At 63.7% G+C, this 11,912-nt stretch carries 12 protein-coding genes; 8 read left to right on the top strand and 4 right to left on the bottom strand.

Annotation, left to right across the window (positions count from 1 at the left end):
• Positions 1–23 precede the first annotated feature (23 nt).
• The gene (locus FZI91_RS08700; protein ID WP_155938652.1) at positions 24–833 is read right to left on the bottom strand and encodes a Ku protein; all 810 of its coding nucleotides are present in this window, start codon (positions 831–833) and stop codon (positions 24–26) included.
• Between FZI91_RS08700 and FZI91_RS08705 the strand changes: the two genes are divergently transcribed.
• Positions 823–3,138: an ATP-dependent DNA ligase gene (locus FZI91_RS08705; RefSeq protein ID WP_155938653.1), complete on the top strand. Its 2,316-nt coding sequence runs from the start codon at positions 823–825 to the stop codon at positions 3,136–3,138. The genes FZI91_RS08700 and FZI91_RS08705 overlap by 11 nt on opposite strands.
• Here the strand turns inward: FZI91_RS08705 and FZI91_RS08710 are convergent.
• Positions 3,106–3,417, bottom strand: coding sequence for a DUF4873 domain-containing protein (locus FZI91_RS08710; protein ID WP_162525429.1), 312 nt, complete (start codon positions 3,415–3,417; stop codon positions 3,106–3,108). The genes FZI91_RS08705 and FZI91_RS08710 overlap by 33 nt on opposite strands.
• Complete coding sequence (locus FZI91_RS08715) at positions 3,414–4,316, bottom strand: diiron oxygenase (RefSeq protein WP_162525430.1); 903 nt, start codon at positions 4,314–4,316, stop codon at positions 3,414–3,416. Before FZI91_RS08715 ends, FZI91_RS08710 begins: the two co-directional genes overlap by 4 nt.
• A gap of 109 nt (positions 4,317–4,425) precedes the next feature.
• Here FZI91_RS08715 and FZI91_RS08720 point away from each other — a divergent pair, with 109 nt between their 5' ends.
• From FZI91_RS08720 to ppk2, 5 genes are read left to right on the top strand one after another with little or no spacing between them, the layout of a single operon-like run.
• Entirely contained in the window at positions 4,426–5,079 is a 654-nt protein-coding gene (locus FZI91_RS08720) for a TetR/AcrR family transcriptional regulator (protein WP_155938654.1), read from the top strand.
• Between the two features lie 5 nt (positions 5,080–5,084).
• Positions 5,085–5,831 (top strand): precorrin-6A synthase (deacetylating), encoded by a 747-nt coding sequence (gene cobF / locus FZI91_RS08725; RefSeq protein WP_155938655.1) that lies wholly within the window; start codon positions 5,085–5,087, stop codon positions 5,829–5,831.
• Between the two features lie 4 nt (positions 5,832–5,835).
• Entirely contained in the window at positions 5,836–6,759 is a 924-nt protein-coding gene (locus FZI91_RS08730) for an Fpg/Nei family DNA glycosylase (RefSeq protein WP_155938656.1), read from the top strand.
• Positions 6,760–6,768: 9 nt separating this feature from the next.
• On the top strand, positions 6,769–7,518 hold the full coding sequence (locus FZI91_RS08735) for an SDR family oxidoreductase (protein WP_162525431.1): 750 nt from the start codon (positions 6,769–6,771) through the stop codon (positions 7,516–7,518).
• Between the two features lie 53 nt (positions 7,519–7,571).
• The gene (ppk2, locus tag FZI91_RS08740) at positions 7,572–8,480 is read left to right on the top strand and encodes a polyphosphate kinase 2 (protein WP_155938657.1); all 909 of its coding nucleotides are present in this window, start codon (positions 7,572–7,574) and stop codon (positions 8,478–8,480) included.
• Positions 8,481–8,493: 13 nt separating this feature from the next.
• Here the strand turns inward: ppk2 and FZI91_RS08745 are convergent, their stop codons facing one another.
• Complete coding sequence (locus tag FZI91_RS08745; protein WP_155938658.1) at positions 8,494–9,534, bottom strand: DUF6670 family protein; 1,041 nt, start codon at positions 9,532–9,534, stop codon at positions 8,494–8,496.
• A 130-nt stretch (positions 9,535–9,664) separates the two neighbouring features.
• Between FZI91_RS08745 and FZI91_RS08750 the strand changes: the two genes are divergently transcribed.
• Both FZI91_RS08750 and FZI91_RS08755 read left to right on the top strand, forming a co-directional pair.
• The gene (locus tag FZI91_RS08750; protein ID WP_155938659.1) at positions 9,665–11,269 is read left to right on the top strand and encodes an FAD-binding oxidoreductase; all 1,605 of its coding nucleotides are present in this window, start codon (positions 9,665–9,667) and stop codon (positions 11,267–11,269) included.
• Positions 11,266–11,892, top strand: coding sequence for a TetR/AcrR family transcriptional regulator (locus tag FZI91_RS08755; RefSeq protein ID WP_155938660.1), 627 nt, complete (start codon positions 11,266–11,268; stop codon positions 11,890–11,892). Before FZI91_RS08750 ends, FZI91_RS08755 begins: the two co-directional genes overlap by 4 nt.
• The last annotated feature ends 20 nt before the right edge of the window (positions 11,893–11,912 follow it).

Consider the following 11,912-nt stretch of genomic DNA (forward strand, 5'->3'; position numbering starts at 1 on the left):
TCGGATGGTCGGACCGGGCCGCCTTAGTTGGTGCTGGCCTTCTCGGCCTGACGCTTCTTGACGCTGGCCTCCAGTGCGGCCAGCAGATCCGAGACGTCGGTGGCGTCGAGCTCGGTGGGCGTGTCCTCCTTGGTGAACGCCTCGCCGCCTTCGAGCTTGGCCTCCACCATCTCCAGCAGCTGTGATTGATAGGTGTCGTTGTATCGGCTCGGATCGAAATCGTCGGCCATCGAGTCGACCACCTGACCGGCCATCGACAGTTCCGCCGGTTTGATGGTCACCTCGTTGTCCAGCACCGGGAAGTCGGGTTCACGAATCTCGTCGGGCCACAACAGCGTGTGGATGATCATCACCTGGCGCTTACCAAAGTCTTTGACCCGCAGTGCCGCAAGTCGCGTCTTGTTGCGCAGCGCGAAATGCACGATCGCTACCCGCTCGGTCTGCGCCAGTGTCTGAGCTAGCAGCACATACGATTTCGATGACTTGCTGTCCGGCTCCAAGTAGTAGCTCTTGTCGTACATCAACGGATCCAGTTCGGCGAGGGGCACGAACTCCAGGACTTCGATCTCGCGACTCGACTCGGCAGGCAGTGTTGCCATGTCCTCGTCGGTGATCACGACCGTGCGGCCGTCCTCGGCCTCGTAGGCTTTGTTGATGTCCCGGAATTCGACGATCTCGCCGCATTCCTCGCAGGTGCGCTTGTAGCGGATCCGACCGTTGTCCTTGTTGTGGACCTGATGGAACTTGAGATCATGGTCCTCGGTCGCGCTGTATACCTTGACAGGGACGTTCACCAGCCCGAAGGCGAGGGAGCCCTTCCAGATGGAACGCATACCGCAAGTATGGCCCACCCAGCCAACCGCGGGACCTTCTGTGCGCTTGAGTAATGCGGAAAAGGTGCTGTACCCGATGAGTGGGACCACTAAATCCGACATCTTCGGCTACTACACCGCGATTGCGCCATTCATGCTGCCGCATATCGCGGGACGCCCGGTCACCCGCAAGCGCTGGCCCAACGGCGTTGACCAGCCGTCATTCTTCGAGAAGGACTTGGCTTCATCGGCACCCGATTGGCTGCCGCGGCGGCGCATCGAGCACAAGTCCCGTTACGTCACGTACCCGTTGATCGACACCTCGGTTGCGCTGGCCTGGATCGCGCAGCAGGCGGCGCTGGAGGTGCACGTGCCGCAGTGGCGCTTCCTGGGCGAAAACCCGGGCCCCGCAACCCGGTTGGTCTTCGATCTGGACCCCGGCGAGGGGGTGAGCATGTCGCAGCTGGCGACCGTCGCCCGCGCGGTACGCGATGTGCTGGACGATATCGGCCTGACGACCTTCCCGTTGACCAGCGGGAGCAAGGGGATTCACCTGTATGTGCCGCTGGCGCAGCCGGTCAGTTCATCGGGTGCCGTCACCGTCGCGAAGAAGGTTGCGGTTCAGCTGGAGCAGGCGATGCCGGACCTGGCGACCGCGACGATGACACGGCAGCAACGCGGCGGCAAGGTGTTCGTCGACTGGAGTCAGAACAGCGGTTCCAAAACGACGGTGGCCCCGTACTCGCTGCGCGGTCGCCACGCGCCAACCGTTGCCGCGCCGCGCACCTGGGCGGAGCTCGACGATCCTGAACTGCGCCAGTTGCGCTTTGACGAGGTGCTGGTGCGTGCCGAACGTGACGGCGACTTGTTGGCGGGATTCGACGACGCGAAGTTCATCGAAGATCGGCTCTCCACGTACCGCAGCATGCGTGACCCCGCGCGAACCCCCGAGCCCGTGCCCGCCGTCAAACCGGAAACAGGACAGAACAATTCGTTTGTCATCCAGGAACATCACGCTACCGCGCTGCACTTCGACTTCCGACTGGAGCGCGACGGGGTGTTGGTCTCGTGGGCCGTTCCCAAGAATCTGCCGATGGAACCGTCGGTCAACCATCTCGCGGTGCATACCGAGGACCACCCATTGGAGTACGGCACGTTCGAGGGCTCCATTCCGAAAGGGGAGTATGGCGGCGGCGAGGTGACTATCTGGGATTCGGGCACCTACGACACCGAGAAGTTCATCGATCCCCGCGACGATTCCGAAGCCGCAGGCGGGCAAAAGGGAGAGGTCATCGTCACCCTGCATGGCACGCGAATCTCGGGGCGATACGCGCTGATCCGAACCAACGGCAAGCAGTGGCTTGCCCATCGGATGAAGGACCAGCGGTCGCCCGCCACGATGCCGGTCGGCCTGGCGCCGATGTTGCCGACCACCGGATCCGTCGCCGGCCTGGGTGCTGACGAATGGGCCTTCGAAGGCAAGTGGGATGGTTACCGGCTCATTCTCGAGTGTGACCGTGGGCAACTGCGGGCGCTGGCGCGCAGCGGACGTGATGTCACCGCGGAGTTCCCCGAATTGCAGCGGATCGCCCATGAATTGGCCGACCATCGTGTGGTTCTCGACGGGGAGGTGGTGGTGCTGGACCCGAAAGGGCTGCCGAGCTTCACGCTGCTGCAGAACCGGACGCCCGGCGCACGGACGCAGTTCTGGGCATTCGATCTGCTGTACCTGGACGGAAAATCGTTGTTACACACCAAGTACCGTGATCGGCGCCGACTGCTCGACGTGCTGGGTGCCGGTACCGAATCGATGACCGTTCCGGAATCACTGAGCGGCGACGGTGCCGAGGCCCATGCGTTTTCTCAGTCGCAGGGATGGGAGGGCGTCGTCGCCAAACGGCTGGACTCCACGTACGCCCCGGGTCGCACGCAGTCATGGGTCAAGGCCAAGAATTGGAGCAGCCAGGAGGTCGTGATCGGGGGCTGGCGCCAGGGGCAGGGTGGGCGTAGCAGCGGGATCGGCGCGCTGCTGATGGGCATTCCGGGCAAAGACGGATTACGGTACGCCGGTCGGGTGGGTACCGGGTTCACCGAGAAGGAGTTGGCATCACTTAAGGCGCAGTTGGAGCCCCTCCACCGCGCCGAATCACCCTTCAATGCACCGCTTTCCGCGGTGGAGGTCAAGGATGTGCAGTTCGTCGAGCCGGTGCTGGTCGCTGAGGTCCGCTACGGGGACCGCACCCCCGGCGGGATTCTCAAACATTCCAGCTGGCGCGGATTGCGCACCGACAAGTCAGTTCGCGACGTCGAGCTCGATCTCGGCTAGCGGGTACGGCGGCGCGCCGACACCCGCGACCGAGAAATGCCCCCACGGGGTCTGTTCGGTGATGCGTCCCTGCGCGCTGGTCTCGCCGACGGTGATGGTGACCTGCGTGCCGCCCCTCAGCTCGCCTCCCTCGGGCTTGGCGAAAATGGTTCCCTGCCAATGGAACTTGCCGTCCAGTGGATTGAAATACCCCATCAGGCGCACCCGGGATTCGACGGTGAACTCGCCCGCGGTGATGAAGGCGATGCCGTCGAAGACGTCGTCGTCGTCCGCACTCACGCGACGAAACCTGTTCTGCGCCACATCCGTCGGGACACCCGGCCCATCAGGCCCATGTCCTCCATGAATCTGTGCAGCGGCGCGAAGCCGGTCTGCGAGGCCTCCTGGAAGGCGGGGTTTCGCTGCGCCAGGAGCTGGGTCTCTCGACCCGGGAGCCCCACGGCCTCGTACATCTTCTTGTTGGTCAGCAGGTACCGGAATATGGGTCCGCCCAGGCCGTTGGTGAGCCGCAGGATGGTCTTGACACGCCTCGGCGTCCGATCCAGGCGCTGCCGGATGCCGTCGCGTGCGAACTGGATGTGGCGGGCTTCCTCGGTGACGTGAATCCGCATGAGCCGCTGCACAAGTGGCTGCAGTTCGGGGTCGTCCATGATCTCGCGCTGCAGCGAGTCGAAGATCTCCTCGCCGATGAGGGCGGCGACCCAGAGCACGGGTCCCTTGAGTACCAGGGGCAGCAGGTTGGCCATCACTCGCTGGTACCACGGCATCCGATACGGCGGCAGTCCCGTCTTTTCGATGGCCTTGGCGAACATGGTCATGTGCCGTGTCTCGTCGCCGATTTCGGCGAGGGAGTACAGCGTCTCGTGGCTGGTGGGGTTGGCGTGCATCATCACGCGCAGCAGGCCTTGGTTCAGCATGTTCTCGAACCAGATGCCGGTGGAGAGCAGGTTCACCATCTCGTGTCGTGACAGTTCGATCTGCTCGGCTCGCGACATGTTGTTCCACACGTCTGTGCCGTACAGCGAGACAACCTTGGGTGGCAGGTAATACTTGTTCGGATCCAGCGGCGCATCCCAGTCAAGATCCACGATCGGCTGGTACGAACGCCGAACTGTGCCCTTGAGTAGTCGGTCGGCGTACTCCTCACGAGTAGGACCGTTATTGAGGGTAGCGGTCACCGTTGACCATCCTTTCCGTTAGGATGTCAAACGTAAACGTTGCAGGTTGAGGCGTCAAGTGAGACGCGAAGTACCGCGTAGAACGCGTGGCGCACGAAGGAAGGCACCCATGAAAGTGAGCCGGTCGAGTCATCGCGGCCGTACCCGCGACCACGGCGAGATCCGCCGCCGCATCCTGGATGCCGCAGAAGAGTGCTTGCTGGAGCACGGGTACGAGGCACGTCTGCACGCACTGATCGCTAAGAAGGCCGGCCTGTCGCGGCCCACCGTTTACAAACATGTGGGTGATCAGTCGGCGATCATCGAGGCCCTGTTCCACCGTGAGTTTCTCCGGTTCGGGGAACTGCTGGAGCCTGTCTTTGCCACCGCCAAGACTCCCCGCACCGGATTCATCGACGCCATCGTCCGCATTGTCCAGCACGGTCGCCACCATCCGTTGCTGCAGAAGGGTCTCAAGGAGAACCCCGAGCAGGTGTTGCCGTATCTGACGGTGAAGGCCCGCCCGTTCATCGATCAGACCACCACATTGCTGGCTCCGTACATCCGCACGATGCTCACCGAGGCGCAGCTGACCACCGTCAACGTCAAGGCCGCCGCCGAATGGAGCTTCCGGATTGCTGCCTCGCTGTTGGTGACTCCCGGCGTCGTGGAGACCCAGACCGACGAGCAGTTGGGCGATTTCATCGGCAATTTGCTCACCGTCTCGGCGATCACCGATCAGGAAAACGCACCGGTACTGGTCTCCAAGTCGGCAGCGTCCTAGCGTCGATGCGGCGGATTCGCGTCATCGGGATCGGCGCCGGCCATCCCGAGTACCTGACCGTGCAGGCCATCGCGGCGCTGGGCGAGGTGGACGTCTTCTTCGTTGCCGATAAGGGCGACACCAAGGACGATCTGGTCGAGTTGCGCCGTCACATCTGCGCGCGGTACGTCACCGATTCCGAGTATCGCTTCGTCGAACTACCCGATCCGGTGCGCGGTAAGGGGGAGTACCACGGTGCCGTGCGGCAGTGGCATGGCGAGCGGGCCGCTTTGTGGGGCAAGGCGATTGCCTCCGAGTTGCCCGACGGTGGCACCGGGGCCTTTCTGGCGTGGGGCGACCCGTCCCTCTACGACAGCACGCTTCGGATTCTCGATGCGATCCTCGATGACGACGCGGCCGCCTTCGAGTACGACGTGCTGCCCGGCATCACGGCCGTCTCCGCGCTGACTGCCCGGCACCGGATCGTGCTGAATGGTATAGGGGAACCGGTGCTCATCACGACGGGGCGTCGGCTGCTTGAGGAGTGGCCTCGGACTGGCAACGTCGTGGTGATGCTCGACGGTGATTGTGCCTTCAGGCAACTGGAGCCGTCGACTCAGATCTGGTGGGGCGCCTACCTGGGCACCGAGCATGAACTGCTGGTATCGGGGACCGTGGGAGAAGTGGGCGACCGGATTGCCGAGGTTCGCGCCTCCGCCCGGGCCGAACACGGCTGGATCATGGACACGTACCTCTTGCGTTCTGCAGACTGACCATATGCCCGAACTACCCGAAGTCGAGGCGCTCGCCGATCATCTGCGCCGTCACGCCACCGGGGCGACCGTCGGTAGGGTTGATGTCTCCGCGTTCTCGGTGCTCAAGACGTTCGATCCGCCGATCACTGCCCTATACGGCCAGACGGTGACGGGTGCGACGCGCTGGGGCAAATACCTCGGTCTGCAGGTTGGAGCCGCGGAGCCGGCGACATCCAGCCCTGGAGCCGCGGAGCCGGCGACATCCAGCCCTGGGCCGCTGTATGTCATCACGCATCTGTCGCGGGCGGGCTGGCTGCGTTGGTCGGATAAGTTGGCGGCGGCTCCCCTCAAACCGGGCAAGGGTCCCATCGCGCTCCGTGTGCATCTCGGAACACCCGGTGAGGCACCGGGTTTCGATCTCACCGAGGCTGGCACCCAAAAGCGGCTCGCGGTGTGGGTGGTCGAGGATCCCGCCACGGTGCCGCAGATTGCCTCGTTGGGTCCTGACGCACTCGCCTTGACCGCCGACGGATTGGCCGAGATCCTCTCCAAGACCACCGCACGGCTCAAGAACGTGATTACCGATCAGCGGGTGATCGCCGGGATCGGCAACGCCTACAGCGACGAGATCCTGCATGTCGCCAAGCTCTCGCCCTTCGCCGCCGGCAAGACGCTTTCCGAGGGTCAATTGACGGCGCTGTACGAGGCCATGCAGTCGGTGCTCACCGACGCCGTGCAGCGCAGCGTGGGGCAGCAGGCGGCAACTCTCAAGGGCGAGAAGCGATCCGGGCTGCGCGTGCACGCCCGCACCGGGATGCCGTGTCCGGTATGTGGCGACGTGGTGCGCGAGGTGTCGTTCGCCGACAAATCGTTCCAGTACTGCCCAACGTGTCAGACCGGTGGCAAAGTGCTGGCCGACCGTCGGCTCTCCCGGCTCCTCAAATAAAGTGGCCACGTGACGCGACAGAAGATCCTCATCACCGGAGCAAGCTCCGGCCTCGGCGCCGAGATGGCCCGCCAGTTCGCCGCGAAGGGGCGCGACCTGGCCCTGTGCGCCCGCCGCACCGAAGCGCTGGAAGAGCTCAAGGCAGAGCTGCTGGCCGCCAACCCGGGAATCAAGGTCGCAGTGCGACCGCTGGACGTCAACGACCACGACTCCGTGCCGGTGGTCTTCGGCGAGCTGCGCGATGAGCTCGGCGGCCTGGACCGTGTGGTTGTGAACGCCGGTATCGCCAAGGGCTGGCATCTGGGCGGTGGCAAGTCGTGGGCCAACATCGCGACCATCGAGACCAATCTCATTGGCGCACTGGTGCAGATCGAGGCGTCGCTGGCGCTTTTCAAAGAGCAGGGTGCAGGGCACCTTGTTTTGATCTCGTCGGTGACGGCGGCCAAGGGTCTGCCCGGCACCAAGGCCGCATACGCGGCCAGCAAGGCCGGGCTGTCCTCGTTGGGAGAATCGCTGCGCGCCGAATATGCCAGCGGTCCAATCAAAGTCAGCACCATTGAGCCCGGCTACATCCAGACGGACCTGAGCGCGAAGTCGCCCACCACGCCGATGATGGTGGACACCAAGACCGGTGTGACGGCGATGGTGGACGCCATCGAGAGGGAGCCCGGCCGTGCCGCAGTGCCGCGTTGGCCGTGGGCGCCGGTGACGCTGATCATGCGCATGATTCCGCCTCGCTTGGCGGGCAAGCTCGCCTAACCGGCGTCAAGGTTCTCACGTGGGACTTTGGCCCCGCATGGGATGCTTCATCTATGGGCGATGAAGACAAGCGGAACGCTTCGGTCACGGTGGATTACGCCGCCGAACTCGATGAACTCGCGAGCCTGCGTGGCGGTATTGCACGCAACAAAGAGGCCAAAGATGCCTGGAAACAGGGCTATCCGTACGATGAGAAGCTGAGCCGCAAGGAGTACGAGAAGACCAAACGCACGCTACAGATTGAGCTGCTGAAGCTGCAGTTGTGGGTCAAGGAGCACGGCGAAAAGATCTGCATCATCTTCGAGGGCCGTGACGCCGCGGGCAAGGGCGGATCGATCAAGAGGTTCACCGAGCACCTCAATCCCCGCGGTGCCCGTGTGGTGGCGCTCGAGAAGCCGACCTCGGTGGAGCAGACGCAGTGGTATTTCCAGCGCTACACCGCGCACCTGCCCAGCGGTGGGGAGATCGTCCTGATGGACCGCTCCTGGTACAACCGGGCGGGCGTCGAGCGCGTCATGGGGTATTGCACCCCCGCTCAATGTGCTGAATTCCTGCGTGAGGCACCGGAATACGAACGCATGCTGGTGAATTCGGGGACGCACCTGGTCAAGCTGTGGTTCTCGGTGAGCAGGAACGAGCAACTCGCACGGTTCGCGGCCCGACGTACGGATCCCGTACGCCACTGGAAGCTGTCGCCCACCGACCTCGCTTCCCTCGATAAGTGGGACGACTACACCGAGGCCAAGGAAGCGATGTTCTTCGACACCGATACCGAGTTCGCGCCGTGGACGGTGGTCAAGAGCAACGACAAGAAGCGCGCCCGGCTGGAGGCGATGCGCCACGTGTTGTCGCAGTTTGACTACGACAACAAGGACGCGAAGGTCCTGGGCACGCCGGATCCGCTGATCGTGGGACCGGCGTCGGCGGTCTTCGAAGAGGGTGAGAGGGCGGGTTCGCGCTAGGTGGAGTTATCTCTCACCAGTCTTCGGTATCGACCCATTCGAAGTACCCACTGCCGGTGATGGATTCGTCCTTCCAGCGGCCCGTGTATGTGTACGCCCCCACGTATCCGTTGCCGTGACCGTACCGAGGTGGTGAATCGACGGTGGCCACCAGCTCGGCGACATCGGCAATCGTCCAGCGCATTCGTGCGGGCATCCGCATGGCCCGACCCGCGCGATCGACCTGCGATTCAGCCCATTCGAGGACATCGAAACGCACATCGGAGTACACCTCGGCCCGCTTGCCAGCGGTCCGGATGTACGCGAGCTTGCACGCGGTGACGCCCAGTGCGCGCACGTCGGTGAGGAGCAGTTGGACGTCCTCCGCGATGTTGATGATCTGGTAGGTGAAGAAGTCGACGGGCAGCTTGGCTGATGGTGGCAATACGCGAGAGGTGAAGGACTGTGGGGAAACACATTTCGCGTACTCCACGGTGCCAGTCCCGGAGATCTTCGTTGTGCCGTTGGCGTCTTCGATGGACCCGCTGTACGGGGCGAGCAGGCTCACGTGTTGATAGATCGGAGAGTCGACAAACCAGGACGCCTGCGGCTGTACATCCAGTTGTAGATGTACGCCGAATGATTCGTACCTTCCCGTGACCGTAAAGGTGGGGAAGTCATTCTCGATGGTCAGGTTCGTCCCCCACCGCAAACGCCGTCCATCGGTGCTGAACTCGCAGTCGTTGTCGATGTCGTAGGCGGCGTAATGGTGCTGGTCGGCGTACGCGGTGGAGCTGAGCACGGTGGCGTTGCGGCGGCAGTCCGCCGACGCGACCACGCCGTTGTCGAAACACCGGACGCCGGTGGGGCCGATGAAGGTCATAGTGTTGAGATAGCGCCAGGGTGCAGGCAGATCTGGGAGGAATACCCCGTAGTGCGTCCACGACCAGAGGCGAGAATCATCATGCGGCAACATCATTGATGCCCGATCGAACGGCAGGGTCGAGTTGGGGAGCCGTTTGTCGACGCGTGGCGCGAGTCCTTCGAGTAGTACCCGGCTAGCTGTCTTCCACATGGTGTCCTCGTCTGTTCGCGCGGCGAGCACGGCTCTTGTCGCGGCTTCCGGAAGTCTCGGCAGTGATGTACCGTCAGCCTATATGACTCAATCGTAAATTAGCGATCGGTCAATTGGTAAGGGTGGTCTGATGACACGCTCGTGGTGGGGCTGGGGATCGGTCTCCGATGCGGTCACGGGAACCGAAGCGGATCGGCTGGAACAGCGGATTCGGGCCCTGCTACCCACCGCGGACCTCGAGGCTCACGTACCGCCGTCCATCGAGTCGTTTCAGCTGGGCGCGCCGCGCATCCAACCACCGGCCGCACTGGTCGGTATCGCCAGCGCCGATCACACCGACCGGATTGCCCACAGCCACGGGCAGGCTTTTCGGGATGTGGTGCGCGCCCTGCGCGGACAGTTATCCGCGGTGCCGGACCTGGTGATGCGGCCGGAGTCGGAGGTGCAGGTTTCCACAATCCTGGACTGGTGCACCACCTCTGGGGTTGCGGTGATTCCCTTCGGGGGCGGGACCTCGGTGGTGGGAGGCGTCGAACCGCGTGGCCTGAACGATTACCCGGGTTGTGTGAGTATGGATCTCGGTGCACTGAACCAGGTACTGGAGGTCGACACAGTCAGCCGGGCGGCGCGTATTCAGGCCGGTGTGTTGGGGCCCGCGCTGGAGGCCCAGCTTCGACCGCACGGCTACACCTTGCGGCATTTCCCGCAGTCCTTTGAATTCTCGACGCTTGGCGGATGGTTGGCCACCCGGGCGGGTGGACACTACGCCACGCTGTACACCCACATCGACGATCTGACCGAGTCGATGCGGGTGATCACCCCGCAGGGCATCTGTGAATCGCGACGCCTGCCCGGCTCCGGTGCCGGCCCATCTCCCGATCGCCTCTTTCTCGGCTCCGAGGGCACGCTCGGCGTCATCACCGAGGCGTGGATGCGCATTCAGGAGCGGCCTCGCTGGCGTGCTCGAGCCGCGGTCAATTTCGCGGACTACACGGCGGGAGTTCATGCCGTGCGGATGCTTTCGCAGTCGGCCTTGTTTCCGACCAACTGCCGATTGCTCGACCCGATCGAGGCGATGATCAACGCCGGAGCTAGTACGGCCGTCCTGGTCCTCGGATTCGAATCGGCCGACCATCCCGTGACGACGCGGATGGAGCGAGCGGTCGAGATCTGCCGAGACCTCGGCGGCAGCCTCGATGATCCGGTCGCCTACGTGGACGCCGACGGAGCGAGCTCATCCGGCGGTGCTGCGGATGTCTGGCGATCGTCGTTCCTGCGGATGCCATATCAGCGGGATGCGCTGGCGGCGCGCGGCATGATTGCCGAAACCTTTGAGACAGCATGCACGTGGGATCGCTTCGCCGATCTGCGCGAGGCAGTCACCGATGCCGCGATGGACGCGATGCGGCAGGAACGAATCGCCGGCGTGATCACCTGCCGATTCACCCACGTCTACCCCGACGGCCCCGCGCCCTACTTCGGCGTTTATGCGGGCGGCGTGTGGGGAAAGACCGTGGAACAGTGGGATCAGATCAAAGCCGCTGTCTCCGAAGCAATTAACGATAATTCGGGAACGATCACCCACCACCACGCCGTCGGTCGCGACCATCGGCCGTGGTATGACCGTCAACGTCCCGAACCCTTCGCCGCCGCATTACGCGCCTCGAAGGCAGCACTGGATCCCGCGGGGGTTCTGAATCCGGGTGTGCTTATCGATCCCCGGGATGCGCCGTGACTGCTGAATCGCGTGACGTCGAGCGACCGCGGGCCGGAACGAAGGGCATGGCCCGGGAGGCGCGTGAACAACTGATCGTCGACGTGGCGACCCGGCACTTTGTTACCGCCGGACCTTCCGCGTCATTGACTGCGATCGCTCAGGACGCTGGCGTGTCCAAGGCGATGATCTACGCGTACTTCAGCAGCCGCGACGAGCTGTTGATCGCCTGCCTGGACCGTGCGGGCCACAATCTCACGAGGGCGGTCGGCGATGCGCAGCAGACCGTGCATCCTCCCAGCGACCAAGCGCTGCGCACGCTGGTCGCGCTTGTCGGCGCGATGGAAAATCATCGGTACGACTGGGAGTTGCTCCACCTGACTGGATTGCCGGACGGTGCACCCCAGGACACCGCCCGACGCTACCGAAAGATACTGAACCAGTACGGTTTCGACGGCATCGCGGGCTCCTTCGCCACCGACAGAGGCTTCGATGGAACGGACGCCGCGCTGACGATGGCTATCTGGTCCTCGACTCTTTCGGGTGTGACCAGCTGGTGGCGACGGCATCCCGAAGTCGGTATCGAGGACATCTCCGAGCGGCTAACGCGAATCATCGGCGTGATACGCGGGTATCACGCATAGCTCCGAATCGTAAGTCCTTG

The organism is Mycobacteroides sp. CBMA 271, from assembly GCF_009729205.1.
Lineage (GTDB): Bacteria > Actinomycetota > Actinomycetes > Mycobacteriales > Mycobacteriaceae > Mycobacterium.

Coding starts and splice junctions, on each gene's coding strand:
- cobF (WP_155938655.1), top strand. CDS start 5,085: ATGCGGCGGATTCGCGTCATCGGGATCGGCGCCGGCCATCCCGAGTAC.
- FZI91_RS08745 (WP_155938658.1), bottom strand. CDS start 9,534: ATGTGGAAGACAGCTAGCCGGGTACTACTCGAAGGACTCGCGCCACGC.
- FZI91_RS08730 (WP_155938656.1), top strand. CDS start 5,836: ATGCCCGAACTACCCGAAGTCGAGGCGCTCGCCGATCATCTGCGCCGT.
- FZI91_RS08705 (WP_155938653.1), top strand. CDS start 823: ATGGAACGCATACCGCAAGTATGGCCCACCCAGCCAACCGCGGGACCT.
- FZI91_RS08700 (WP_155938652.1), bottom strand. CDS start 833: ATGCGTTCCATCTGGAAGGGCTCCCTCGCCTTCGGGCTGGTGAACGTC.
- FZI91_RS08720 (WP_155938654.1), top strand. CDS start 4,426: ATGAAAGTGAGCCGGTCGAGTCATCGCGGCCGTACCCGCGACCACGGC.
- FZI91_RS08750 (WP_155938659.1), top strand. CDS start 9,665: ATGACACGCTCGTGGTGGGGCTGGGGATCGGTCTCCGATGCGGTCACG.
- ppk2 (WP_155938657.1), top strand. CDS start 7,572: ATGGGCGATGAAGACAAGCGGAACGCTTCGGTCACGGTGGATTACGCC.